The organism is Kitasatospora sp. NPDC038210 (assembly GCF_055600605.1).
The window spans coordinates 1-24,409 of record NZ_JBVJYK010000051.1 but is presented as its reverse complement, the minus strand read 5'-3'; the positions used below and the strand labels follow the sequence as shown (position 1 = coordinate 24,409).

Here is a 24,409-nt window from a genome sequence, read left to right as displayed (position 1 = left end):
GACGGGCTACTGTCCGCTCCCGGATCACGTCACGTTTTCCAGCCGCATCACTGATGGCAAATACTGCTTCCGCGTATTCGCGACACTGCAGAAGCCCGTGCACTACAGCCAGCTGAAAGATCCTGGCAGCCAAGGCTTCAGACTCCATGTCGACGTGACTCTGGAACCAATCCGGATGCTCGGCCTGCGCGTTCCAGTCGACGCGGCCCCAGAGTCGGATCAGCGCTCCACCCGCGTGGAGCAGTTCATCAGCCTTCTCCACCAGCGCCGGTGGCATGCGCCGCTGGCCGCTTTCGTAGCGGGTGATGACCGTCCGGCTGCAGTGCAGCAGCCTGCCCAGCTCTTCCTGCGTGACCTTGGCCCGCTCCCGGTAGAACCGCAGCTCCTCGCCGAACAGTTGAGCCGAACTGGCTGTCAATTCCCGCTTGATTCGCCGGTGTGCCACAGCAGCCCCCTGACGTACCAACATGTGCCTGGTACCTGATTTCGGCCATCACCGTACCTCCGGGCGCCGATCATTGATACCGGAACGCGATCTTTTGCTTGCACAGCGTGACACCGCGCTCCTTTCGCACGCCCCCCTTCCGCCCCCCGAGGTACTTCGCCATGCCCGTGTCCCACCGCCCCCGCCCGTTCGCCGCCCGGCTGGACTCCCGTACGGACTCCGCCCCGTTCGCCCGCCACTTCCTGCGCGCCTACCTCGCCGCGCTGCCCTGCGGCGACTGCTACGCCGACACCGCCGAACTGCTGCTCTGCGAGCTGTTCGCCAACGCCGTCTGGCACTCCGACGCGCCCGCGGACCGGCTGGTCGAGGTCCGCTTCTCCGTGGTCGGGGACCGGCTGCGCATCGAGGTCCACGACGCCGGCTCGGGCCGCCCCTCCCTGCGCGCCGCTTCGCCGGACGACGAGTGCGGGCGGGGCCTGTTCCTCGTCAACGAGCTGGCCGAGCGCTGGGGTTGCTGTCCGCGCTCCGGTGGGATCGGCAAGTTCGTCTGGGTGCTGGTCGCGCCCGATCCCGACGACGCCTCCGTCCCCGCCCTCGCGCCCGCCGCCGTCGCGGTCTGAACCGGAGGCACCTCCTCATGCGACTCGCCCTCACCGCCCGGCACCTCCTCACTGCCGGCCATACCCCCGCCGAGGCCTACGCCGCCCTCGCCCGCCGCACCGGCGAGCCCGAGCGCTGCGCCCGCGCGGTCTGCGCCGCGCTCGACATCCCGGCCGTCGAAACGGCCCGCCGGCTCGACGAGTGCCGCGACGCCCTGTTCGCCCCGCCCCACCCCCGCCCGAACGCCGAGGCCGACACGGGCGAACTCCTGGAAGCCCTGGGCGTGTTCGACGTGCCGGCCGTCCTCGACTCCCGGGACCGGGCCGTCATCGACCTCTTCCTCGCCGCGATCGACGCCATGGGCGGCATCCGCACCGGCCACCGGCACGGCCTGGCCCGCTGGTTCACCACCGGCAACCTGACCGCCGCCTACCTCTCCCTGGCCGCCGCCCACCCGCTGCCCCGCACCGGCGACCCGGCCCGCTACTGGACCGTCCTGGTCTCCGCCGGCGAACTCCTCACCGCCGTTCCCTGCCCGGACACCCGCCTCAAGCTCGCCCTCTCCCACTGCCGCACCCGCGCGGCCCACACCACCCGCCCGTGAGCCGGACCGGCCGCGCGGGATTCCCAACGCGCTCCCGGTGGTAGGCACTTCCACGATCAAGTCCGGATCGGAAACGGGGGCCGTGCGTGCGGTGGGTCGAGTCGCTGGTGCTGCTGTCGGTCCCGCCGTTCGTGGCGGGGGTGCTCTACCGGCCCGTCATGATGCTGTTGGACATCCCGGACCTGTGGAAGGGGTGGTGGATCCCGCCGCAGATCGCCGGCCGCCTGCCGAGGTCCGTCGTCCCGAGCGCGGCCGACATCGACGGGTACGGCTGTGACCTGCACGCTCCGGTGGGCACGGCCCCGGCGACGCTGCAGGAGCACTGGGGCCAGGGGATCCGGCGGTCCTGGGGTATCGAGGTCTGGCTCCTGGTCTTCGTCCTGCTCCCCGCGGCGCTGGTCGCGACATTCGCCCTGACCGGCCTCTTCCTTACCGTGCACCCGAGCAGTTCGGAGGACGCGGTGTTCCTCCGGAGGAACACGCTGCTGACCTTCTCCTTCTGCGCCGGGCTGGGCAGCGCGGCCGTGCTGTGGGTCTACCGTTCGATGTTCCTCTACCGGCGGCGGGTCGGTGAGAGTCTTCCGCTCACCTCGGCCGTCGACCTCGCGCGGCTCCTCCGGAAGTGCCATGAAGCCGCCGCCGGGACGATCCCGCTGCTCGAACTCGACCGGCACGTGACCCGCCACGCCAACCGCCTGGGCTGGTTCGCCACCTACGGCGTCGACCGTGAGCAGCGGCGCAACGCGCTGCGCCCGCACATCGCCGGGGTACAGCAGGCCCTGGAGCGGGAGATGTCGAACGCCCTGCGGGACGGGCCGGAGGCGGTGCCCCGGCTGGCCCGGCTGGTGGCCACCCTGCTCGACCGGTCGGTGCAGGGCCGGTGGATGGGCCTGCTGGACGAGGCGGACCTTCCCGAGACACCGGCTGACCTGGTCACCGCCCGGGAGAGCCGGCACGACCGCGCGGTCGTCCTCGCGGGCAGCGTCGCGGCGGTGGTCATCGTCGGCGTCGCGACGGCCGCCGACCTCCCCGCCTCGATGGTCGCGCCGGCCGCGCTCACCGCCCTCATCGGGCCCGCCGTGATGTGGGGCAGCGAGAAGCTCGGCACCCCGCGCGAACACCACGGCACGGTACGGGCCGCGATCGGAGCCCCCGCCGCGGACCCGGCCGGGAGCACCGGCGAGCCGCCCGCGCCCGCGCCAGCCCCCTGAGGGCCTGTTGTACGGGAAGTCGGCGCGGTCGACTTCCCGTGCAAGCGGCTGCCACGAATGCAGAGAGACCGCCTCGGGCCACCAAGGGCCGGGCGGTCTCTGCTGTCCGGGCGGGCCCATGCGCCAACACGGCCCGTTGCCGATGTTCCCGAGATGTTGGAGTGAACAGCGCCCCCCGGGTTCCGGACCCGCAGGTCCGGGTGACGCCGCTGCAGATCGTCACATCCGGCCAGGACGGCTTACAAGTGGACGCTGCACGAACGCACATCAATATCCGGTTTCAAATCGCTGAACTGCCCCTTTCTGGTACGGCGTTGCCGAGATTGCGGGCGGGGGCCGGGACCGCCGCGCATCAATCCGCGCGATGTTCACCGAACCGATTGGGAATCACCCGTACGCCTGACAGAGTGTTACGCCACCGGGCACCCCGAGCGACGCCAACCGCGCGAAGTGCCCGTCCGTTGGAGTGGACAGTGATATAGGAGGATCCTCGATGACGAGGAAACGGAACCGGCGTGCCCGCATCCACTGCGCGGCCGGCACCCCGAAACCCGCGCGCCGCCCCCGCCTGCCCCGGCCGTCCGCGCTCGGCGAGCCGGCCTCGGTCGTCGTCGTGGTCGTGGTGACGGTCGTCCTGGCGGCCGCGCTGGTGGCGACCGGCATGTCGGCCGGAGCGGCACTCGAACTGGCCACCGGAGGCTGGCTGCTGGCCGCCGGACGGCGACGGGAGCGGGCCTAGCGGAAAGCGCCCGCCTGCGATGGGACGCCGCGAGAAACCGATCGAGGCGGCCGAACCGGCACTGGGCCGGCTGGCCGCATGGCTGCGCGAGCAGCGCGAACGAGCCGACCTGACGTACCGGCAGCTCGCCGATCGGACCAACTACCACGCCACCACCCTGCAGCGGGCCGCCAGCGGGCGCTCCGTGCCGAGCTGGAAGGTCGTCGAGGCCGTCGCCCGCGAATGCGGCGGAGATCTCAAGACAGCCCGGCGCAAGTGGGCCCAGGCCAACTACTGGGCCCACGTGCCCCGCCCCTCGGGGAGTCGGCGGCTGCGGGCGCCGCGGCGGGTCGACCCCGAGCAGGTCGACTCCTTCGCTGACCTGCGCCAGGCCATGCACGAGATGCGGCGCAAGGCCGACTGGCCCTCCCTGCGGGAACTGGACCGCCGGGCCCGCGGCAGGGGCAGACGCCTGCCCGCCAGCACGCTGGCCCTGGTCCTCAAGGGCGAGGCCCCGCTGCACAAACCCGTGTTCCTCGCCTACATGGAGGCCTGCGAGGTCAGGGAGGTCCGCCGCGTGCTGTGGGCGGCGGCCTGGGAACGGACCAACAACGCCCGCACGCCCGTCCCGGTCAACTCCCGCATGCACCACAGCGAGTTCGCCCGGGCCATGCAGTCCTCCAGCGGCGGCACCTCGACGGAGATCCTGTTCCGGCTGTGGGTGACGCTGCGCAACAGCCTCGCCGCCGAACGGCCCGACGACCCCGGCCCCCGCGCCGCGGCGGGCCGCGAAGGCACCGACGACAGCCCGCCGGTGCCCGTGTGACCGGGTCCGCGGACGGAGCGCGCCACCCGCGCTCCGTCCGCGGACCGGCACCCAACCGCGCCACCTCGGGACACCTCGGGACACCACCATGCCGACACCACCCCGCACAGCGGCCGCCCGCGGACCGACCCTGGGCCTGTGGGCGCTGCACGACCTCCACCTGCGCCACTACCTCGACTACACCGCCCTGATCCTGCCGGCCGCCGACGCACAACTGGTCGTGCGCGACGCCTTCGAGGAACTCGGCGGGCACTGGCTCGACGCCCTGGCCACCGCCAGCCCGGCCGCGTGCGCCTGGCAGGCGGTGCGCCGCAGGGTCCGCACCCTGGCCGGACCGCGGCCGTTCGGGCCGGTCGCCCACCTCACCGCCGCGCAGCAGGACGTCCTGCTGCTGCACCTGGTCCTCGACCTGACCGCCGTACAGGTCGCCGCCCTCACCGGCACCGAACCCGCCGCCGTCCACGTCCAGCTCCGCGCCCTCGCCGCCCGGGCGACGGCCTGACCGGGACCGGGTGCGCACGGGCGGTCGGGCCGCGGGACCGTGCCGACCGGCTCGCCGCCCCGGTGGGGCACGCGGCGGCCTGCGGCGCGCCCGCCCCCGCCCCCGCCCCCGGCCGCAGAAACGCGGACGGGGTCCGGCACCCCGATGGGTGCCGGACCCCGTCCGACGATGGAGCGCCAGGCCCGGATCGCACGGACTCTCCCTACTGAAAGTAGGGCGTGCTCTGGTAGCACCGCTGACGCCTGGCGAGGGGTCAGTCCCCTCGCAACAGGAGGAACACTAGCAGCTCACGACGGGTGTGCGAGCCGCGGGGCCGTGGCCGGCGGCCGGTCCGCCGAGGGGGCGGGGACGCCACGCGGCCGGAAGGCCGGTCCGCGCCCGGGTGAGCCGGGCGGCGGCCCCGGGCCGTAGACGTGGACGGGCGCCACCCGCCGGAGGAGGCGCCCGACCCGGCGTCAGGAGGCGGGCATGCTCAGGTACCACGGCGCGTGGCGGATCACCGTCATCGGGCGCAGCGCCGACTTCGACCAGCGGGCGGTCGTACGCGGCCCGCACGGCTCCCGGGTGCTGGCCGGGCGCGTCGGCGCGGCGCTGCAGGTCGACGGGGAGAGCTGGACGCTGTCCCTGGAACACCACTCGTGGGAGGGCGGCTGGCGGCCCAACCTGCGCACCACCCCCGGGCCGGTCACCGAACGCGACGGCGTGCGCAGCCAGCTGCTCATCAGCAACGACTGCCACTGGCCGGGCAAGCCGCTGGACTACGTCAACTTCGTGCTGCGCCTGGATCAGCCGCTCGGCCCGGCAGCCGGTTCGGCACCCGGTTCGGCGTCCGGCTCGGTGCCCGGTCTGGTGCCCGGTCCGGGGTCCGGGCGCGTCTCCTCCCCGTGGCACCCCGTGCGGTGGGCGATCTGACGGCCGACCGGGCGCGGCCGCCGACGGATGACGACCGGACGTGATCGCCGTTCGGCGGATGATCGGGCACGACTAGAGTCCCAGGTGAGAACCCGTCGCGCCCGAGGAGAGCACGCCATGCCGACCGACCCCACCGCCGGAGCCCCCACCCGCCCGCAGGCAGCCCGTCCGCAGCCCGCGCGCCTGGGACTGGGCACCGCCGCCGTCGGCCGGCCCGGCTACATCACCCTCGGGCGCGACACGGACCTGCCCGCCGACCGCACCGTCGAGGCACTGCGTGAGCGCACCCACGCCCTGCTCGACGCCGCGTACGCCGCCGGGGTGCGCTACCTCGACACCGCCCGCTCCTACGGCCGCGGCGAGGAGTTCCTCGCCCAGTGGCTGGACGAACACCCCGGGGCGGCGGCCGAGGTGACGGTCGGCAGCAAGTGGGGCTACACCTACACGGCCGGCTGGCAGGCCGCCGGGGTGGCCGCGCACGAGGTCAAGGAGCACTCGACGGCGGTCTTCGACCGCCAGGTCCGCGAGACCCGCGCCCTGCTCGGCGACCGCCTCGACGTCTACCTCGTCCACTCCGTCGTCCCCGGCAGCCCCGCCCTCACCGACCCCGACCTGCACGAACGGCTGGCCGCGCTCGCCGCCGACGGCGTGCGGGTGGGCCTGTCCACCAGCGGCCCCGCCCAGGGCGACACCATCCGCGAGGCCCTCGCCGTCACCGTGGCCGGCCGCCCGCTGTTCACCGCCGTCCAGGCCACCTGGAACCTGCTGGAGACCTCCGCCGCCCCCGCCCTCGCCGAGGCCCACGCGGCCGGCTGGCTCGTCGTGGTCAAGGAAGGCATGGCCAACGGCCGCCTGGCCGGCCGCAACGCCACCGGCCCCGACACCGCCGCCCTGCGCACCCTCGCCGACCGCACCGCCACCGCCCCCGACGCCCTCGCCCTGGCCGCGGCCGCCGCCCAGCCCTGGGCCGACATCGTCCTGTCCGGCGCCGCCACCCTCGACCAGCTCGCCTCCAACCTCACCGCCGCCGACGCCCGGCTGACCCCGCAGGACCTCGCGGCCCTCGACGGCATGGCCGAGCCGGCCGAGGCGTACTGGCGCACCCGCTCGGAACTGCCCTGGGCCTGATCAGCGGCTTTCGGCCGATTCGGCCGTTTCGGTCCACCGCGCGGGGGTCAGGTCTGCGGCGCGGGCGCCTGCCCGCCCGCACCCGTCCGGATTGTCGGTGACCGCTCCTACGGTGGGCGCCATGACGCAGCACCCGGACCTCGCCGCCGCCCTCGCCGACCTGACCGTCCCCCTGCCGCCCGGCCGCCTCGTCGGCGCCGACGACGGCCGGGAGCCGCTGCTGTGGATCAGCGACGCCCCCGCCCCCGCCGGGCTGTGGGCGCAGCTGCACCACGCGCACCCGCAGAGCGGGCTGTGGCCGCTGCTGCTCAGCCCGCTGGACCGCGGCGACGCCGACTACCGGCCGTGGCTGTCCGGCGAGCTGTACCCCACCGACGCCGCGATACCCGAGTTGTACGACCCGGCCGCGCTGCTGCGCAGCTGGTGGGAGACCGGCGAGGCGGGCGGCTACGAGGAGGACGGGGAACTGGCCGAGGCCCTGGCCCCCTACGGGTTCACCTGGCCCGGCACCGCGCCCGCCGCCGACGTGCCCGAGGGGGTGGCGGGCGGCGAAGCTCAAGAGCTTGCCGACGTGCTGCAGTCCGTCAAGGACGTCCGCCTGGGCCTGGTGCGGGCCGGCGGCGGCGCCGAGGCGCTGGCGGTGTGCGGCTGGGGCGGGCCGGTGAACCACGTGGACGACATCGCCCAGGTCGCCGCCGTGCTCGCCGACTGGGAGCGCCGCTTCGGCGCCCGGGTCGTCGAAGTCGGCTTCGACACCCTGGAGCTGAGCGTCCCCGTGCCGCCCGCCACGCTCGCCGAGGCGCTCCCGCTGGCCGCCGAGCACACCTCGCTCTGCCCCGACCTGGTCTTCCAGGGCACCGGCAGTCTCACCGAGTACGCCGAGCAGCTGGTGGGCGCCCACCGGTGGTCCTTCTGGTGGGACTGACCCGACCGCGCGGGCCGGGTCCGGCGGGCGCCGCCGGGGTTCAGTACTCGGCGCTGGGGGCCGCCGCGGTCGGCCCGAGGTCCGGGTGGTCGCGCAACTCCAGCGCCTCGCCGTGGTGTTCGAGCTCCAGCACGACCAGCTCGTTGCCGCCTGCCCGCCACAGCGGCGCCGGGGCGTACAGGGTGCGCTGGGGGCCGGCGGCGCTGTAGCGGCCGAGCAGGAAGCCGTTGAGCCACAGCAGGCCGCGCCCCCAGCCGGGCAGGGCGACGAACGCGTCGGCGGGGGAGGGCAGTTCGGCGGTGAAGCGGTGGAACACCGGCTCGCCGTTCCGGGCCGGGGTGTCCTGGGGGAAGCGCAGCGCGGACAGGTCCGTCAGCGGCAGCGGCCGGATCTGCCAGCCGAACAGCCGCTGGCCGCCGTGCGAGACGCCGCGCGTGATGCCCTTGCGGTCGTCCATGTTCGGGCCGTAGTTCACCCGGCCCAGCGCCTCGACCAGGATGTCCAGCGTGACCCCGTCCTCCCCGGTGGCCAGTTCCAGCGTCGTGCCGGGGGAGTTGCGGTCGAGGGTGCCCAGCGGGCGGCCGTCCGCGAAGACCTGCGCCCGGTCGGCCAACCCGTCGATGCGCAGCGGCAGTTCGGGGCGTGGGCCGGGCACCCGGGTGCGGTAGTGGATCAGGCCCAGGGACTGCCCGAGCTGCTCCATGGGCAGCGGCGCGGCCCGCTCCACCGGTTGCGACAGCGCGTCCAGCTCCGCCAGCAGCGCCGCCCGCCCCTGCGCCCGCTCCAGGCGCTGCGGCGCCACCCGGGGTGCGGGGGCGGGCAGTTCGCCCTCCGGCAGCCGGACGTAGCGGCCGATGACCTCGCGCAGGGCGTGGAACTTCTCGGTCAGCTCGCCGGCCTCGCCGATCGGCGCGTCGTAGTCGTAGCTGGTGACGGTCGGCTCGTAGCCGGCGTCCAGCGGATGCGCGCCGGCGTGGTTGGCGCCGGACCACAGGCCGAAGTTGGTGCCGCCGTGCGCCATGTAGAGGCTGACCGAGGCGCCGGTGGCCAGCAGTTCGTCCAGCGAGGCCGCGGTCTCCTTGGCGTCGCGCACGTGGTGGGGCAGGCCCCACTGGTCGAACCAGCCGATCCAGAACTCCATGGCGGTCAGCGGCCCTTCGGGCTGGTGGCGGCGCAGCACCGCCAGGCGCTCGGGGGCGCGCGAGCCGAAGGTCACGGTGGCCAGGTGTCCGGGCAGGGCGCCGCCCTGCTGCATGGTGTCGTGGGCGCCGTCGGTGGTGAACAGCAGGCAGTCCACGCCGCGCCGCACCAGCCCGTCGCGCAGGTGCCGCAGGTACGCGGTGTCGTCGCCGTAGCTGCCGTACTCGTTCTCCACCTGCACCGCCACCACCGGCCCGCCCCGGCTCGCCAGCAACGGCAGCACCTCGGGCACCAGCGTGTCGAACCAGCCGTCCACCTCGGCCAGGTACGCCGGGTCCGCGCAGCGCAGCCGCAGCCCGTCCACCGCCAGCAGCCGGGCCGGCAGCCCGCCGAACTCCCACTCCGCGCAGATGTACGGGCCGGGGCGCAGGATCACGTCCAGCCCCATGTCCCCGGCCAGCCGCACGAACCGCGCCACGTCCCGCCAGCCGGTGAAGTCCACCCGGCCGCCGGGCAGTTCGTGGAAGTTCCACGCCACGTAGGTGTCCACGGTGTTCACCCCCAGTGCCCGCACCCGCCGCAGCCGGTCCTCCCACAGGTCGGGGTGGATGCGGAAGTAGTGCACCGCCCCGGCCACCACCCGGTGCGCCACCCCGTCCCGCACGAACCCGTCCGCGTCGTACCCGAGCATGCGCACACCCCGTTTCCCAGAAGGAGACCCCGGCCCACCCGAGCCTAGCGAGGAACCCGCCTCCCCGGCCGACCATCCCCCGGCACGTCCGGCACGTCCGGCAGGGCGGGGCTCGGCGTGTGATCGAGTCGCGGCGGTGGGGTTCAGCGGGGTGTGGCGGGTGGGTTGGTCGGGCCGAGGGGGACGGCCGGGCCGAGCGGGTGGCAGCCGTCCCAGGAAGCGGCCTGTCCGGGCGGGCAGGAGGTGGGCACGGGCGGCAGGGTGAGCACCGGCCTGGGCGGGATGGTCGAGCCGAGTGAGGGTTTGGGGGCGGGGGCCGCCGGCTGCTTCCGGGTGGGCGGTGGCGGGGCCGGGGCCTCGGGCGCCGGGGCGGCCGTGGTTCGGGGCCGGGCCGGCTGGGTGGCCGGGGCCTCGGGCGTGGCGGTGGCCCCGGCCCCGGCGCCGGGGCCGTCCGTCGTCAGTGCGTCCGCGGGCGTCTCAGTAGGTGCCGGTGCCGGTGCCTCGGCCGACGGGGATGCGGAGGGGGAGGGGACCGAGGTGGCCGCCGAGCCGGGCGCCGCCGGGGCCGGCGACCCCGTCAGCAGGAGCGTCCCGCCGATCCCGGCCGCGCCCAGCACACACAGCCCGGCCGCCAGGGCGAGGGTTCGCCGACGCCGCGTCGTCCTGTCGTTCTCGGCCCTGCCCTCGGGGCCGTCGTCGGCTGTCCTCTGCACTCTTCCTCATCCGTCCGCATGGTCACGCCTGTGAGCTGCGCGGATGCTACACGAGGCGTCAGGACCGGCACCCAGGCCGGTACCCCTACCGATACGTGACTGATGCGGCCCATGCCCGCCGCGCCCTACTGTCGGGGACGTCAGACGGAACGCCCACGACGCCCTCAGGAGTCTCAATGACCGCCTACGCGATCGCCCAGGTCCACTCGGTCGAGTTCGGCCCCGACATCGTCGAGTACCTGGAGCGCATCGACGCCACCCTCGACCCGTTCGGCGGCCGCTTCATCGTCCACGGCGGCCCGTCCGAGACGGTGGAGGGGCGTTGGGGGACGGGCGGCACGATCGTCATCGAGTTCCCCGACATGGAGCGGGCCCGCGCCTGGTGGCGGTCGCCCGCCTACCAGGAGATCCTGCCGCTGCGCACCCGGCACATGGTCGCCGATGCCATCCTGGTCGAGGGTGTGCCGGGTGACGGCTACCGCGGCGCGGACTCGCTCAAGCACTGACGTTCCGTCAGGAAGCCAGTCGTTCACGCCACCACGTGACGGTCGCCTTGACCTGCTCCTCCAGTGGCGTCGCCCGGACCTCGAACACGGTCTCGTAGTCGGCGGAGTCCATGACGAACGGCCGGTCGAACTGGTAGCGGGTCTCGCGCAGTTCGCGCAGCAGGGGGGAGAACAGGCCGGCCGCGCCCAGCAGGACGGGGGACAGGCGGCGTACCGCGACGGGGGCGGTGCCGGCCTCGGCGGCCAGGTGCCCGACCATCGCCCGCACCGACGCGGCGGGGGCGGTGGGCACGTGCCAGGCCCGGCCCCAGGCCCGTTCGTCGCCCGCGACCTCGGCCAGCGCCCGTGCCACGTCCGGCAGGTAAGTCCAGCTGTGCGGGGCGTCCGGGTCGCCGAGGACGGCGACGGGGCGGCCCTTGAGCAGGCCCGGCATCGCGCGCGCCGCCAGGTGGCCGCCGTCGGTGACGCCGGGGCCGAAGAAGTCGGAGGCGCGGACCTCCACCGCCCGGATCCGCCCGGCCTCGTGCAGCGCCCGTGCCTGCTCCCAGGCGGCCGCCCGTACCCGGCCCTTGGGGCCGGTCGCGGCGAGCGGCAGGTCCTCGGTCAGGGGGCGGGTGGGGTCGGGCTGCGGCCCGTAGCCGTACAGGTTGCCGAGCATGACGAGGACCGCGCCGCTGTCCTCGGCCGCCGCGCACAGCGAGGCGGACAGGGCGGGCCAGCGTGCGGCCCACTGCGGCAGCGGCGGCGCGGCGCAGCCGTGGATGGCGGCGGCGCCGCGGGCGGCGGCGGCGAGGGCGGCCGGGTCGCTCGCGTCGAGGGCGAGGTGCTCGACGCCCTCCACGGGCTGCTGGGCGGGGCGGCCGGAGCGGGTGGCGACCCGGACCTCGTGGCCCTGTTCGGCCAGCAGGCGGGCGGTGGCGGCCCCGGCGGGCCCGTGTCCGACGACGAGATGGAAGCTCACCGGCCCCACCCTATCGGCGCCCCGGCGGGCGCGTCGCGCGGGTGGAGGCAGGGCGACTGACGCTCCGCCAGCGGCCGGGCCGTACGGGCCGTCAGCCGTCAGCCGTCAGTCCGTCGCGCCGCTCAGCCAGTCGGCGGGCGATGCGCTCGCGCTCCCGGGCCGCGCTGCTGCCGTCCAGCTGTCCCTCGAAGGCGCGCCGGGCCGCCGCGACCAGCTCCGGCGGCACGTCCGGGCGGGCGCACTCGATCGCCCACAGCGCGTCGCCGGTCTCCATGTCCAGGCCCAGGCAGTCCGGCACCCCCCGCCCGGCCAGGGTGGAGGCCAGCACCGCTTCGAACACGGCCCGCAGCCGCGCGTCGTCGTCCGCCATCGCCTCAGTCACCGCCGCCGCCGCTGTTGTTGCTCTTCCGGGGCCAGTTGCGCAGGAGGACGCGCAGCGCCTCCCCGGCACGGACCGTGAGGGTCGCGACCACGCGCGTCCACGCCGGCCCGCCCCGGTCGGCCCACACCACGCACACGCACCCGGCGACGACCAGCACCAGGATCCCGATCAGCACCGCACCGACCATCTCGGCCACCTGCCCTTCACTCCGTACGACCGTCGTACCCCTCCGATACGTCCCACGTGCGGATCCTTCCACCCGGTTCGGCCGCGAACCCCGAGGCTGTGCCAGGATGCCGTAGCCGGTCCCCCCGATCCGCCCCACGCGTCCACCGCACCCGAGGAGTCACCCGTGGCCACCGCCCGCTTCGCCACCCTGCACACCACGGCGGGCCCGATCCGCCTGGAACTGTTCCCGTTCCACGCGCCGAAGACGGTCCGCAACTTCGCCGAACTCGCCGAAGGCACCCGCGAGTACACCGACCCGCGCACCGGCGAGCCGGGCAGCGGCCCGTACTACGACGGCACGCTCTTCCACCGGGTGATCGCGGGCTTCATGATCCAGGGCGGCGACCCGACCGGCACGGGCACCGGCGGTCCGGGCTACGCCTTCGCCGACGAGTTCCACCCGGAGCTGTTCTTCACCAAGCCGTACCTGCTGGCCATGGCCAACTCCGGCCCGGGCACCAACGGTTCGCAGTTCTTCGTCACGGTGGGCACCCCCACCCACCTCAACCGCAAGCACACCATCTTCGGCCAGGTCGCCGACGCGGCGTCCAAGGCCGTGGTGGACGCGATCGCCGCCGCCCCCACCGAGGGCGAGCGCCCGGTGCAGGACGTGGTGATCGAGTCGGTCGAGATCACCTGGTCCTGAGCCCGAGGACCCGAGGACCCCGATGAGCGTCGCACCGCAGGGCTTCCCGTCGCACCCGATCCGCGGGGTGCAGGCCCGCTACGTCCGCCAGACCGGCTGCCCCTGCGACGTGGCCATCGTCACCGTGGACTTCGAGCCGCGGGAGGAGGGCGTACGCCTGGAGGTGGCGCCGGACGCCACGGTGCGCGGCGACTCCGACCCGCACTACCTGGCGCTGTTCCACGCGGCGCTGGCCGAGGGGGTGCGCGAGGAACTGGCCGAGCGGGCGCCGGGACGGACCGTGGCGCTGGCGGTGGTGGTGCGCTTCACCGTCGTGCACGAGATCGACTCGCGCGAGCACTCCTTCCGGGTGGCCGGACGCCTGGCCGCGCGCGAGGCCCTGGCCCGGGAGGGCGGCGGTCCCGGGGAGGACGCGGACGGCCGCCGCCCGTAGTGCGGGCGGCGGCCGACGGAGGACGGGTGCGGCGTCAGCTGCAGCTGGTGAACGTCGGGCTGGTGTTGGCGACGTAGAGGGTCGGCCCGGCGTTGGGGTCGGAGGTCACCGGGATGGTGATGGTGTCGTCGGCGGTCCACGGGATGCCGTGGGCGTCGAAGGTCCAGGAGCCGGTCACCTTGCGGGCGACCTCGGCGAGCGTCACCCAGCCGTACTGCTGGGTCGGGACGGTGACGTTGACGGCGTTGTTGACGCTGCGCGAGCCGTTCCAGACGTTGGTGAACGTGATGGAGGACGTGACGGCCGCGGTAAACACGCCCGGGGTGCCGCCGGAGATCGTGGAGCTCAGCGTGCTGCCGATGGTGCTCGACCAGCCGCTGGTGTCGTTCACCGCGAAGGTCTGCTGGACGGTGCCGCTGGTGTTGTTGAACCAGACCGCGGAGGAGCAGATCCGGGGCAGCGGCGCGGCCGGGGCCTCGCTCTGGACGGCCCACGAGCAGGTGGAGGCGTCCTTCTGGCACTGCTTGGCGGCGTGGTCGACGGCCAGGGCGCGGGCGGCCTGCGGGAAGCCGGTGGCCCACTGCTGGTTGATGGTGCCGTTGCAGGCGTACTGGTCGGTCCAGGCGTCGTCGTACTGGGCGCCGCTGAGCAGGTCCAGACAGGTGCTGTCGCCCGCGTGGCGGATCATGAAGGCGTCGCCGCCGCCGGGCGCCGGCTGCAGGAACCAGCGCTGGCTGGCCTGCCCGGCGCAGGTCTGCTGGCGCAGGGCCGGGACGAACCAGGAGGCCAGGTCGATGCACTTGCCGGTGTCGTTGTTGACGATGGTGAAGGTGTAGTCGGAGGTGTCCACGTTCAGCCGCCAGGACTGGTGGTAGCCGGGCGCGGAGTTGGTGACGACGTAGACGCCGTCGCCGGTGTTGCCGTTCTGGACGTCCAGCTGGCGTCCGTTGCTGAGCGACTTGATGGTCAGGCACTGCTGCGGCGAGGCGCAGGCGGCGGCCGGGGCCGGGGCGGGCGCGGGGGCCGGCGCGGCGGCGTGGGCGGGCGCGGCGGCCAGGCCCAGGGCGGCGCAACAGGTCACCAGGAAGGCCGCGAGCAGGCGCAGCCAGGGCGCCGTACGGCCGGGGGTCGTGGTGGTGGGCAAGGAGGGTGTCCTTTCGTAGGGAGGGGGAGAGCGGAACGGCGGGCTCAGGGCGCGGCGGCGAAGGCCGCCTCCAGGCGCGGGACGTAGTCCACGAGGTCCTGCGCCCAGCAGCCCGCGGTGTGGCCGCCGTGGCAGTCGGCGCCCCAGCCGGTGCCGTCGCCGTAGTCGACGTAGTGGTACGGCAGCTTGAGGGCGTCCAGGCGGTCCTTGACGCGCTTGGCGGTGCCCTCGGCCCAGAACTCCATGTCGGCGGGGTTGCCGTTGCCGTTGCCGGTGTAGACGGCGATGCCGGTGTGGGCGAGCAGGGCCAGCCGGGAGGCCGGGTCGGCGGCGTTCCAGCGCCAGTCGGCGTTGAACACCGGGTACGGGGTGCCGAAGATCGCGTCGCTGGAGACGGTGGGCCCGTAGTCGAAGCCGCAGGGGTGGCCGTCGCTGGGGCCGCACAGCACGGTGCCGGCGTTGGTCAGCATGGCGACGACGGCGCCGCGCAGGATCATCTCGTCGGTGGACAGGTCGTTGGCGCCGGACATGGTGAGGACCTGGCCGAACAGCTCGGGGCGGTCCTGGGCGTAGTGCAGGGCGCCGAAGCCGCCCATGGACAGGCCGCCGACGGCCCGGTGGGCGCGGTCGGTGCGGGTGCGCAGGTTGGCGTCGACGAAGGGGAGGACCTGGTTCAGGTGGAAGGTCTCCCAGTTCTGCGCGCCGGCGGCGGTGCCCTGGTCGAGCCAGTCGGTGTACCAGCCGCGCAGGCCGCCGTCCGGGATGACCGTGATCATCGACTGTGCGGCGGTCAGCGCGGGGTAGGCCAGCGCCGGGTCGTTCGGGCCGTCCGAGGCGCCGTGCAGGAAGTACAGCACCGGGTAGCGCCGCTCGGGGTGCTGCGCGTAGTCGGCGGGCAGCAGGATCCGGATGGCGTGCTGCCCGGAGACCTGGGGCGTGGTGACGGTGATGACGAAGTCGGTGGCGCTGCCGGTGGCGGCGGCGACCTGGGTCAGTCCGAAGCCGTCCGTCAGCGGCGGCGGCCCGGCGGGGTCCGCGGCCTGCGAGCGGGCGGCGGGATCGGCAGCACTCGGCGCGCCGGCGGCCGCGGGCGCGGCGAGCAGCAGCAGGCCGGCGGCCAGGGCGGCGACGGCCGTCCGGGCGCGGTGCCGCCGGGCGGGCAGGAGCCGGGCTGGGGTCATGGGTCGTCCTCGGCCTTCGACGGTCGGTGGTGGCGGGCTGTCCTGACGGTCCGTCCCACAGGGGGTGTCTGAACATCGACAACTCTCGCCACGCGGGCCGCCTCCGCGCCAGATCCCCCGGCGGCGCACCTGGGCCACTGGCGCATGTGGGCCACCCGCCCGGGTAGGCTCCCCCGGCCACCCGGTACGGCCGGGCGGCAGGACACGACGACCGGGGGGTGGATCGTGCACGACGTCCTGGAACCGGACACCGAACGCGGCCGCGTCTACCGCTGCCTGGTCGGACGCCCGCGCGCCCGCGTCGCCGACCTGGCACACGGCACCGGCCTGGACGAGGACACCGTCCTCGCCGTCCTGCGCGACCTCGCGGACGAAGGCGTCGCGGTCGCCTTCGACACCGCCGGCAGCGCCGACGACCGCGACCACGCCTGGGAGGCGCTGCCGCCCGGCCGGGTCGTCGAGGCGGTGCTGCAGCGCGACGCGCTGCGCCAGGCCACCGCCCGCCGGGCCGGCGCCGAACTGGAGCGCCTCTACCGCTTCGCCCGGCGCGACACCGGCAGCTACGGCGCGCTGGAGGTCGTCGAGGACCCCGCCGAGGTGCTCGCCGCCAGCCGCCGCCTGCAGCTGGTGGCCCGTCACCAGGTGCGGGTCATCGACGTGCCGCCGTACTCCGGCAACAGCGCCCACTACGCCGACCAGGAGGTCCTGCAGCGCCGCCGGATGGCCGCGGGCGTCGTCTACCGCGCCATCTACCAGGGCTGCGCGTTCGAGGACCCGGTGGCCGGGCCCAACATGGCGCGCATGGTGGAGGCGGGGGAGCAGGCCCGCACCCTGGACGAGCCGCCGCTCAAGCTCGCCATCGCCGACGACGACCTCGCCATCGTCACCCTGCCCGCCGACGACCGCCCCGGCGTGGTCTCCCTGCTGATCCGCCCCTCCGGCCTGCTGCACGCCATGGCCGGCGTCTTCGAGACCCTGTGGCGCCTGGCGGTGCCGGCCAGCGTGGCCGGCGTCGACCTGCGCATCGACGAACGCGACCGGCGCATCCTCACCCTGATGGCGAGCGGCGCCACCGACGACGCCATCGCCCGCCGCCTGGGCCTGGGCCGGCGCACCGTGGTGCGCCGGGTCTCCACCCTGCTCGCCCACCTGGGCGCCACCACCCGCTTCCAGGCCGGCGTCCAGGCGGCCCGCCGGGGGTGGCTGTGAGCCGGGGCCGGGGCCGCGGTTCGGGCGGTTCGGTCGGATGGTCCAGGCAGTTCGGATGGTTCGGCCGGCGCGGTGGTCAACTCCCGTGCCCGCCCCGGCTCATGGGATCGAGGCGGGTCCCGTCCGCGATCGGGCCGCGGCCCGCCGCTCGCCCCACGGGTCCGCGTCCCTCGTCCACTCGGCCAGGTGGACGGCGAAGGCGCGCGCGGCGGCCAGGCCGGCCAGGGCCAGGGCGATCCAGAAGGGGACCGACAGCAGGCTCGGCCGGCCGGTGACCATCCGCCCGTCGTCCTCCAGCCGGACCCGGGTCTCGTGGCCGTCCGGGAAGGGGGCGTCGACCGGGCGTTCCTCGCTGAACTCCCGCCCGTCCGCACTCCACCGGTAGGTGCAGCCGTACGTCCGGTCGCCCAGCCCGCCGCCCTCCACCGGCTTCTGACCGGTGACCCGGCAGTGCGTCACCACGGCCGACACGCCGCGCGGCTCGTGCGCCCGGGTGCGGACGGTGTCAGTGGCCTGAGCCGCCGCGAACACCACGGCCGCGAGGTCGTCACACGGCCTGCGGCCCGTTGCGGTTGGATCACGACGTGTCCGGTTCGTCGGGCATTGGGGGAGAGTGCGGTGATTGATTTTGTTGGCAGCGCTGTCAGGTGACTCTCATAATTCCTGCTGACACGCGTGACGGACGGTCCGGAGAACCCACTGGGGGAGCGGTTCCCACGAGGGACCCCGCGCGTGGGAATCCGCATTCTTTCCCTGGGGGAGTCCCTTGTCCGAGCCCGAGAACGAGAGCGCCGCCGCAGAACCTCCGGCACCGGCCCAGCCGCCCGTGCCCGCGTCGGCGCCCGTGCCGATGCCCGCGCCGGCTCCTGCCGAGGAGCCGCCCGCCGAGGCGCAGCCGTCCGCGCGCCGGCTGCCGCGTGCCGTCGGCGTCGCGCTGGCCACCGCCGGCCTGCTCGCCGTCACCGCGGCCAGCGCCGCGGTGACCGTCGCCGTCGGCAAGCCCGACAGCCACCCGGCCGCCGCCGCCCCCGCCGTCACCGCCGCCCCGACGGCGAGCGCGAGCGCCACCGCGAGCCCGTCGCCCACCGCCGAGCCCGTCCCGGTGCCGACCGCCGTCCCCTCGGTGCCGGCCCCGGTCAGCACCGTCAAGGGCACGGTCAGCGGCGGCAAGCACGCGGGCGACCTGCGCTACTTCCTGCTCCCGATCCCCGCCGGCGGCGAGTCGTACGGGCCCGTGGACGGGATGACCATGACCGACGAGGACGTCGCCGACATCTTCGGCAAGCAGGACGGCATCAAGGACATCCTCGCCTCCTACGGCTACAAGGAGGGCGCGACCCGGATGTACCGGACGGCCGACGGCAAGGTCCAGGTGACCGTCACCCTGCTGCACTTCGGTTCGAGCGGGATGGCGACCGACTTCGTCAAGGGCTACACGGTCAAGTCCCAGGACCCGATCGACATCGACGGCCTCCCCGACGCCCGCGGCTACCTGAAGAAGCCCAAGCAGCAGGCGTACACCGGCTCGATGACCGGCATCGCCAGCCAGGGAGACGTCCAGTACACGGTCGACGTCGACGTGAAGGGCACGCCGGACAAGGCGCTGCTGAGCGAGCTGATGAAGCGCCAGCGCGACTGGCTCGCCTCGGGCGGCTGAGCCCCGCGCGCCCACGCGCGCGCCGCCGCCCGACCTCCGACGCCACCCTCCCCTCCTCCTCTGGAGCCACTTCCGTGACCACCGAACCCGCGGAGCCGGTACCCGCCGTGCCCGCCGCACCGCCCGCGCCGCCCGTCCCGCCCGCGCCGCCCGCACCCGCAGCCGCCGTCCCGCCCGCCGCCGACCCGTGGGCCGCCGGGCCGTCCACCGCCGGGCCGTTCGCCGACGATCCGTCCGTCGCCGGGCCGGGCGACCTGCTGGAGACCGGCCCCGCGCGCACCCCCCGCACCCCGCGCCGCCCCCGCCCGGTGCTGCTGGCGACCTGCGCCCTGGTGCTCGGCACCCTGGCCGGCGGCGGCGTCGGCTACGCCGTGCAGGCCCAGCGCCCGCCCACGCCGCTGCCGCCGCTGCAGGTCGCGCGCCCGTCCTACCCGGCCGGGACGGTCGACCCGGCCGCCCTCGCCGCCGAGCAGCCCGCGCCGCTGGCCATCGACGGCGACCTGACCAAGCTGCTGATCACCGCGCCCGACGGCAGCGTCCCCTGGGGCGACAACCCGGACAAGCCCAGCTGGACCTCGATCGGCGAGATCGCCGAGCACAGCGGCGACGCGGCCTTCGCGTTCCGGGACCTCGCCTCGCGCGGCTTCCGGCGCGCGGCCGAGGTGGACTGGAAGAAGGACGACGTCCGCTACCGCGTCGCGCTGATCCAGTACACGGCGGACCACGCCGACGAGGCGAAGTCCTCCAGCTGGGTGCCGTTCGCCGACGGCGCCAACGGCGGCTACAAGGTGGAGACCGCACCCCGCCACTGGGCCGAGAGCACCGACCAGTACTACTACGGCGAGGCCGTCGCCAAGCGCGGCTCCTTGCAGATGACGATCGAGGTCTTCGGCACCCAGCAGGTGAGCGCCGACGTCCTCAAGGACCTCGCCAAGCGGCAGTGGGAGCGCCTCGCATGAACGACGACACCGTGACCGCGAACCCGGCCGAGCCCGAGCAGCCGCCCGCCGCCGGGCAGCCCGCCGAGGCCCCGAGCCCCGCCACCCCGACCGCCGCAGTGCAGGCCCCCGCCGCTGCGCCGAACCCCGCCACCCGCCTGCTGCTGCGCGCCGGTGCCGCGACGGTCGCGGCCGCGCTGGTCGGCGTGGCCATCGGCGTCGGCATCATCAAGACCCAGTACGACGACCCGGCCCCGGCCACCGCCGCCGCGCCGTCCACCGCTCCCACCCCGAGCGCGACCGCCACCCCGTACGGCGCCAAGTCCAACGGCAGCCACTTCGGCTCGCTGCGCGACCTGCTGCTGCCCGTCCCGGCCGGATACGAACCCGGGCCGGACGACGGCGTCTACGGCAACGACACCGAGCTGAACGGCGAGCAGCTGGCCGCCCAGCTGGACGCCGAGCTCCAGCAGGTCCCCAAGGAGAAGCGCGACAAGCTGCGCTCCTACTGGGAGGGCCTGCACGTCAAGGCCACCGGCGTGCGCTCCTACCTCGCCGGCGGGGACGACCTGGTGATCGGCCTGAAGCTGCGCCAGTTCAACCAGCAGGAAGTGCAGCGGATCAACGAGTACACCGCGGTCTTCACCGGGGACACCGGCCTGTTCCGGATCGGCCCGTCGATCCCGGGCCACCCCGAGGCGCACTGCTACCTGATGCCGGCGCCGCCGTCCGCGCCGATCGACTACCTGGAGTGCTCGGCCGCCGAGGGCGACCTGCTGGTCGTCATGAACGCCGAGGGCGTGGCACCGCTGCCCAAGGACAAGATCGTCGCTCTCTTCACCCTGCAGCTCGACCGCCTCGCCCGCCCCGGAGCCGCCGTATGACCGACCACGCCACTCCGCCGCAGCCCGCCTCGGACCCGCTCCCGCCGTCCGGGACGCCCGCGCCGCCGGTTCCCTCCGCGCCGCCGCCGCCCGCTTACGGCGCCGAAACCGCCATCGGGGCCGTCGAGTTCACCCAGCCCGCCCCGACCCCGGAAGCCGTCGCGGAAGAGCTCGCCCACCGGGCCCGCCGCCGCAAGGCCGCGGTGCGCTGGGGCTGCGCCGCCCTGGTGTTCGCCCTCGCCGGCACCGGCACCGCCCTGGCCGTCACCGCCCCCGAGCGCACCGACATCCCGGGCCTGGCCACCGCGGGCGACGGCCGCTACACCTTCCCGCCGCTGGCCCTGCCGCCGCTGCCCTCCGGCAAGGCGGCACCGGACGGCAAGGGCAAGTCCCTCCACTACGCGGACCTGCGGCACCTGCTGCTGCCCGCCCCCAAGGAGGCCGGCGGCTCGGTGACCGCGCCGACCTTCCCGGCCCCGGCGGCGAGCCCCACCGCCCCGGCATCCCCGTCGGCGTCGGCGTCGGCGTCCGAGCCCGCGACCCCCGCGACCCCCGCCGCCACGGCCGCCACGGCCGTCGCGGGCTGGGTGCCCTGCGACGCGATCCTCGCCGAGCAGCAGGACCCGGCCAAGCTGCGCGAACTGCTCCTGCAGAACGCCTGCCGCGCGGCCACCGTCCGGGAGTGGACGGCCTCCGACGGCACCCGCACCCAGATCCGGCTGCTGCGCTTCGGCTCCGCCGGCGAGTCCTGGGACACCTACACCTCGCTGCGCTCCAAGGGCCGTCCCAAGGCGGCCGCCGACACGAAGTCCACCGACCACCACGACTGGGCCGACGTCCCCGGCGTCGAGCTGACCGCCCTGGAGTCCACCGCGACCGCCGCCAAGGGCAACCCCACCGCCCGCGTCGCCTACCTCTCGGCCGCCGACATCCTGGCCGTCGTCACCATGACCAACCCCGGTGGCATCCCCAGCGCCCCGTTCCGCCAGGTCGTCACCCTCCAGTCCGACCTGCTGGCCTGACCACCGGGCAGGCCGTGCCCGGCCCGGCGTGGGCCCGGCGTGCGCGGGAAGTCGGCCCGCCCGACTTCCCGGAGGGGAGGAGGAGCCGCCGGGGCCCGTCTCCACCGCCAGGGCCCGTCTCCGGACCCCGGTCGTCCTCCCGGCCGCCGGGCCGGGGAGCGTCGCCCCGGCCCGACGGGGGTCTGCAGGCGAGCCCTACACCCCGAACCTCGCCGCCAGGGGCAGGTGGTCACTGGCGGTGGCGGGCAGGGTCCAGGTGGCGGCGGCCGGCAGGCCGCGGGTGAGGACGTGGTCGATGCGGGCCAGCGGGAAGGCCGCCGGCCAGGTGAAGCCGAGACCGGTACGGGCGGGGGCGAGGCGGCCGGTGAGCGGGGCGAGGGCGCGGTCGTCGGCGGCGGTGTTGAGATCGCCCAGCAGCAGGACCCGGCGCAGCGGCTCCCCGTCCAGCGCGCTGCCGAGCGCGGCGAGGTCGCGGTCGCGGTGCCCGGTGGTGAAGCCGGCGGCGGTCACCCGCACCGAGGCCAGATGGGCGACGTAGACGGCCAACGGCCCGCCGGGGGCCTGGACTTCGGCCCGCAGGGAGCGGTTCCAGCCCGGGTCGATGACCAGCCGCCGCGCCTCCGTCACCGGGTAGCGGCTCCACAGCGCGACGGTGCCGCTGCGGGTGTGGTGGGGCAGCGCTCCGTCCAGCACGCCCTGGTAGGCGGGCAGGGCGGTGTCGGTGACCTCCTCCAGCGCGACCAGGTCCGGGTGGACGGCGAGCAGTGCACGGGCGGTGCCGGCCGGGTCCGGGTTGTGGGCGTTCACGTTGTGGGTGACCACGGTCAGGCCCGCCCCGCCGGCCGGCACCCCGCCCGCCGGCGCACCGCTCGCCGCCGCCCCGCCGGACAGCAGCAGCGGTCCGAACAGCACCGCCCACACCGCCGCCGCCACCGCGCCCGCGCAGGCCGCCGCCGGTGCCCGGCGCAGCACCGCGCACAGCAGCACCGCGACCGCCACCAGGGCACCCCAGGGCAGGGCGCTCTCCCACAGGCTCCCCAGGCCGACGCCCAGATCCGGCACCAGCCGGTGGCCGCCCAGGGCGAGCGCGGTGAGCAGCCCCAGCACGGCGGGCACCCGCCCGCGCCGCCACCGGGGCACCGACCGCCACCGGGGCACCGACCGCTCCACGCCCTCGGGCGCACCGGCGGTCGCATCCGCACCGGCGGACACCACGTGCCCCCTCACCCGGCGGCGTCCGGCAGCTGCGCCGGGCACGTCCCGCCCGGCGCGGTGAGCAGCTCGAAGTGCCACATCTCGTTGGCGTACACCTGGCACAGCCCGTACCGGGCGCCGTTGCGGATCAGCCAGTCGTCGGCAGCGGTCGGGCCGACGTCCACCGCCTTGCCCGTGACGTGCGCGGACTTCTCCGGCGTGTTGACGAACTGCCGGGCCTGCTCCACGCTCCCGTACCTGGCCACCGCCCGGTCCAGCAGCCGCTGCTGGTAGGCCTTGCTGCGCCAGCCGGACGTCACGGTCATCTCCACGCCCCGCTCCCGCGCGTCGCCGGCCGCCCGCCGCAGGGCCTCCAGCAGCGGCTTGTCGAGGTTGCGCACGGCCGGGGCCCCGTCGTCGAAGGGGCTCAGCGTCGTGCCGTCGGGGATCGCCCCGTCCGCCGCCGTCCCCGCCGGGGAGGGGGTCACGCCGACGGTGGCCGCCAGGGTCCGCAGCGCGGCCCCGGTGCCCGGCTGGTCGGCGGCACACGCGCCGGCCAGCACCAGCACCGCCGCCGCCCCGGCCCCCGCCGCCGTCCGCCGCCCGCCCCGGGCCCTCCGCCCGGGTGCCGTCCTGCGCACCGCGTCCATCCCTGCCTCCCGATGTCCCTCGTGGTCCTTCGTCCGTTGCCGGACCATTCGACGGGGCACGGTGTTGCGAGGACGTCTGCGCAGGCCGATACGTTTTCGATAGCCCCCATCGGGTCCAATGGGGGGACGAACGACACAGACAGGCGGGAGAACGGCACGTGCGGGTCCTGGTGGTGGAGGACGAGATCTACCTCGCCGAGGCGGTCCAGGCCGGACTGCGGCTGGAGGCGATCGCCTGCGACATCGTCACCGACGGCGACGCCGCGCTGGAACGCCTGGCCGTCCACGCCTACGACGTCGTCGTCCTCGACCGGGACATCCCCGGCACCCACGGCGACGACGTCTGCCGCAGCATCGTCGAACGCGGCCTGGGCTGCCGCGTCCTGATGCTCACCGCCGCCGCCCGCCTGAACGAGAAGGTCGCCGGCTTCGAGCTCGGCGCCGACGACTACCTCACCAAGCCCTTCGACCTGCCCGAACTCGTCGTCCGGCTGCGCTCACTGGCCCGCCGCCCGGCCCAGGCCGCTCCGCCCGTCCTGGAGTACGCCGGACTGCGCCTGGACCCGTTCCGCCGCGAGGTCTACCGCGACGGCCGCTACGTCGCCCTCTCCCGCAAGCAGTTCGCCGTCCTGGAGGTCCTGATGACGGCCCGCGGCGGCGTCATCAGCGCCGAGGACCTGCTGGAACGCGCCTGGGACGAGAACGCCGACCCCTTCACCAACGCCGTCCGCATCACCATCTCCGGCCTGCGCAAACGCCTCGGCGACCCCTGGCTGATCCAGACCGTGCCCGGCGTCGGCTACCGCCTCGGCGACGAGGACACCCCCCGATGACCACCCGCCCCGGCCCCCGGCCCGGCCCCCGCCCCCGCTTCCTAATGTTGTTTGTCAAGCCGTCTCGGTCGCTGGCGGTGTGACGTGGTAGCACCGTCTGTCACGGATCAGGGCCCAGAGGACGTT

General features: G+C 75.0%; 29 protein-coding genes. 18 read left to right on the top strand and 11 right to left on the bottom strand.

Features of this window, described 5'->3' with window-relative positions; translation table 11 throughout:
- On the bottom strand, positions 1-469 hold a 469-nt coding region (locus tag ACZ7KX_RS41600; RefSeq protein WP_470331152.1), incomplete at its 3' end, for a helix-turn-helix domain-containing protein.
- Positions 470-606: 137 nt separating this feature from the next.
- Here ACZ7KX_RS41600 and ACZ7KX_RS41595 point away from each other — a divergent pair.
- The 9 genes from ACZ7KX_RS41595 to ACZ7KX_RS41555 all read left to right on the top strand — a co-directional run bounded on the left by ACZ7KX_RS41595 (position 607) and on the right by ACZ7KX_RS41555 (position 7,871).
- Positions 607-1,065 carry an ATP-binding protein gene (locus tag ACZ7KX_RS41595; RefSeq protein ID WP_470331151.1) on the top strand — a complete coding sequence of 153 codons (459 nt, stop codon included), beginning with the start codon at positions 607-609 and terminating at the stop codon, positions 1,063-1,065.
- A gap of 17 nt (positions 1,066-1,082) precedes the next feature.
- On the top strand, positions 1,083-1,649 hold the full coding sequence (locus ACZ7KX_RS41590) for a hypothetical protein (RefSeq protein WP_470331150.1): 567 nt from the start codon (positions 1,083-1,085) through the stop codon (positions 1,647-1,649).
- 86 nt (positions 1,650-1,735) lie between these two features.
- Positions 1,736-2,860, top strand: coding sequence for a hypothetical protein (locus tag ACZ7KX_RS41585; protein WP_470331149.1), 1,125 nt, complete (start codon positions 1,736-1,738; stop codon positions 2,858-2,860).
- Between the two features lie 493 nt (positions 2,861-3,353).
- Entirely contained in the window at positions 3,354-3,599 is a 246-nt protein-coding gene (locus tag ACZ7KX_RS41580) for a hypothetical protein (RefSeq protein WP_470331148.1), read from the top strand.
- A gap of 19 nt (positions 3,600-3,618) precedes the next feature.
- On the top strand, positions 3,619-4,404 hold the full coding sequence (locus tag ACZ7KX_RS41575; protein WP_470331147.1) for a helix-turn-helix domain-containing protein: 786 nt from the start codon (positions 3,619-3,621) through the stop codon (positions 4,402-4,404).
- 88 nt (positions 4,405-4,492) lie between these two features.
- Positions 4,493-4,906: a hypothetical protein gene (locus ACZ7KX_RS41570; protein ID WP_350519481.1), complete on the top strand. Its 414-nt coding sequence runs from the start codon at positions 4,493-4,495 to the stop codon at positions 4,904-4,906.
- Positions 4,907-5,374: 468 nt separating this feature from the next.
- The gene (locus ACZ7KX_RS41565) at positions 5,375-5,818 is read left to right on the top strand and encodes a hypothetical protein (protein ID WP_470331146.1); all 444 of its coding nucleotides are present in this window, start codon (positions 5,375-5,377) and stop codon (positions 5,816-5,818) included.
- A 117-nt stretch (positions 5,819-5,935) separates the two neighbouring features.
- Positions 5,936-6,946 carry an aldo/keto reductase gene (locus ACZ7KX_RS41560; protein WP_470331145.1) on the top strand — a complete coding sequence of 337 codons (1,011 nt, stop codon included), beginning with the start codon at positions 5,936-5,938 and terminating at the stop codon, positions 6,944-6,946.
- Between the two features lie 121 nt (positions 6,947-7,067).
- Positions 7,068-7,871: a DUF4253 domain-containing protein gene (locus ACZ7KX_RS41555; RefSeq protein WP_470331144.1), complete on the top strand. Its 804-nt coding sequence runs from the start codon at positions 7,068-7,070 to the stop codon at positions 7,869-7,871.
- Between the two features lie 40 nt (positions 7,872-7,911).
- Here the strand turns inward: ACZ7KX_RS41555 and ACZ7KX_RS41550 are convergent, their stop codons facing one another.
- Both ACZ7KX_RS41550 and ACZ7KX_RS41545 read right to left on the bottom strand, forming a co-directional pair.
- Entirely contained in the window at positions 7,912-9,702 is a 1,791-nt protein-coding gene (locus ACZ7KX_RS41550) for a glycoside hydrolase family 35 protein (protein ID WP_470331143.1), read from the bottom strand.
- Positions 9,703-9,845: 143 nt separating this feature from the next.
- Positions 9,846-10,415, bottom strand: a complete 570-nt coding sequence (locus tag ACZ7KX_RS41545) for a hypothetical protein (RefSeq protein ID WP_470331142.1) — start codon at positions 10,413-10,415, stop codon at positions 9,846-9,848.
- A gap of 176 nt (positions 10,416-10,591) precedes the next feature.
- On the opposite strand from ACZ7KX_RS41545, the gene ACZ7KX_RS41540 reads away from it, so the two are divergent.
- A complete protein-coding gene (locus tag ACZ7KX_RS41540) occupies positions 10,592-10,921 on the top strand; it encodes a DUF1330 domain-containing protein (protein WP_470331141.1) in 330 nt (109 codons plus the stop codon).
- Positions 10,922-10,928: 7 nt separating this feature from the next.
- On the opposite strand, the gene ACZ7KX_RS41535 is transcribed toward ACZ7KX_RS41540, so the two are convergent.
- The 3 genes from ACZ7KX_RS41535 to ACZ7KX_RS41525 form a co-directional block, all read right to left on the bottom strand.
- Positions 10,929-11,882, bottom strand: coding sequence for an NAD-dependent epimerase/dehydratase family protein (locus ACZ7KX_RS41535; protein ID WP_470331140.1), 954 nt, complete (start codon positions 11,880-11,882; stop codon positions 10,929-10,931).
- A 91-nt stretch (positions 11,883-11,973) separates the two neighbouring features.
- Positions 11,974-12,252 (bottom strand): hypothetical protein, encoded by a 279-nt coding sequence (locus tag ACZ7KX_RS41530; protein WP_470331139.1) that lies wholly within the window; start codon positions 12,250-12,252, stop codon positions 11,974-11,976.
- Between the two features lie 4 nt (positions 12,253-12,256).
- Complete coding sequence (locus ACZ7KX_RS41525; protein ID WP_470331156.1) at positions 12,257-12,451, bottom strand: hypothetical protein; 195 nt, start codon at positions 12,449-12,451, stop codon at positions 12,257-12,259.
- Between the two features lie 165 nt (positions 12,452-12,616).
- Here ACZ7KX_RS41525 and ACZ7KX_RS41520 point away from each other — a divergent pair, with 165 nt between their 5' ends.
- Together ACZ7KX_RS41520 and ACZ7KX_RS41515 are read left to right on the top strand one after the other, a co-directional pair.
- A complete protein-coding gene (locus tag ACZ7KX_RS41520) occupies positions 12,617-13,138 on the top strand; it encodes a peptidylprolyl isomerase (protein ID WP_470331138.1) in 522 nt (173 codons plus the stop codon).
- A 22-nt stretch (positions 13,139-13,160) separates the two neighbouring features.
- Positions 13,161-13,571, top strand: coding sequence for a hypothetical protein (locus ACZ7KX_RS41515; protein WP_470331137.1), 411 nt, complete (start codon positions 13,161-13,163; stop codon positions 13,569-13,571).
- A gap of 34 nt (positions 13,572-13,605) precedes the next feature.
- Here ACZ7KX_RS41515 and ACZ7KX_RS41510 read toward each other — a convergent pair whose 3' ends face one another.
- Both ACZ7KX_RS41510 and ACZ7KX_RS41505 read right to left on the bottom strand, forming a co-directional pair.
- Entirely contained in the window at positions 13,606-14,715 is a 1,110-nt protein-coding gene (locus ACZ7KX_RS41510; RefSeq protein WP_470331136.1) for an RICIN domain-containing protein, read from the bottom strand.
- A 44-nt stretch (positions 14,716-14,759) separates the two neighbouring features.
- Complete coding sequence (locus ACZ7KX_RS41505; protein WP_470331135.1) at positions 14,760-15,896, bottom strand: alpha/beta hydrolase; 1,137 nt, start codon at positions 15,894-15,896, stop codon at positions 14,760-14,762.
- 225 nt (positions 15,897-16,121) lie between these two features.
- Here ACZ7KX_RS41505 and ACZ7KX_RS41500 point away from each other — a divergent pair, with 225 nt between their 5' ends.
- A complete protein-coding gene (locus tag ACZ7KX_RS41500) occupies positions 16,122-17,105 on the top strand; it encodes a helix-turn-helix transcriptional regulator (RefSeq protein WP_470331134.1) in 984 nt (327 codons plus the stop codon).
- Positions 17,106-17,204: 99 nt separating this feature from the next.
- Here ACZ7KX_RS41500 and ACZ7KX_RS41495 read toward each other — a convergent pair whose 3' ends face one another.
- Positions 17,205-17,639 carry a hypothetical protein gene (locus tag ACZ7KX_RS41495; protein WP_470331133.1) on the bottom strand — a complete coding sequence of 145 codons (435 nt, stop codon included), beginning with the start codon at positions 17,637-17,639 and terminating at the stop codon, positions 17,205-17,207.
- Positions 17,640-17,871: 232 nt separating this feature from the next.
- On the opposite strand from ACZ7KX_RS41495, the gene ACZ7KX_RS41490 reads away from it, so the two are divergent.
- The 4 genes from ACZ7KX_RS41490 to ACZ7KX_RS41475 all read left to right on the top strand — a co-directional run bounded on the left by ACZ7KX_RS41490 (position 17,872) and on the right by ACZ7KX_RS41475 (position 21,606).
- Complete coding sequence (locus ACZ7KX_RS41490) at positions 17,872-18,762, top strand: hypothetical protein (RefSeq protein WP_470331132.1); 891 nt, start codon at positions 17,872-17,874, stop codon at positions 18,760-18,762.
- A 74-nt stretch (positions 18,763-18,836) separates the two neighbouring features.
- Positions 18,837-19,721: a hypothetical protein gene (locus tag ACZ7KX_RS41485; RefSeq protein WP_470331131.1), complete on the top strand. Its 885-nt coding sequence runs from the start codon at positions 18,837-18,839 to the stop codon at positions 19,719-19,721.
- Entirely contained in the window at positions 19,718-20,584 is an 867-nt protein-coding gene (locus ACZ7KX_RS41480) for a hypothetical protein (protein ID WP_470331130.1), read from the top strand. Before ACZ7KX_RS41485 ends, ACZ7KX_RS41480 begins: the two co-directional genes overlap by 4 nt.
- Positions 20,581-21,606: a hypothetical protein gene (locus ACZ7KX_RS41475; protein WP_470331129.1), complete on the top strand. Its 1,026-nt coding sequence runs from the start codon at positions 20,581-20,583 to the stop codon at positions 21,604-21,606. The genes ACZ7KX_RS41480 and ACZ7KX_RS41475 overlap by 4 nt, the downstream gene beginning before the upstream one ends.
- Before the next feature lie 195 nt (positions 21,607-21,801).
- Here ACZ7KX_RS41475 and ACZ7KX_RS41470 read toward each other — a convergent pair whose 3' ends face one another.
- On the bottom strand, positions 21,802-22,818 hold the full coding sequence (locus tag ACZ7KX_RS41470) for an endonuclease/exonuclease/phosphatase family protein (RefSeq protein WP_470331128.1): 1,017 nt from the start codon (positions 22,816-22,818) through the stop codon (positions 21,802-21,804).
- An 11-nt stretch (positions 22,819-22,829) separates the two neighbouring features.
- Complete coding sequence (locus tag ACZ7KX_RS41465) at positions 22,830-23,450, bottom strand: M15 family metallopeptidase (protein ID WP_470331127.1); 621 nt, start codon at positions 23,448-23,450, stop codon at positions 22,830-22,832.
- Between the two features lie 158 nt (positions 23,451-23,608).
- Here ACZ7KX_RS41465 and ACZ7KX_RS41460 point away from each other — a divergent pair, with 158 nt between their 5' ends.
- Positions 23,609-24,283, top strand: a complete 675-nt coding sequence (locus ACZ7KX_RS41460; RefSeq protein WP_470331126.1) for a response regulator transcription factor — start codon at positions 23,609-23,611, stop codon at positions 24,281-24,283.
- Positions 24,284-24,409 lie beyond the last annotated feature (126 nt).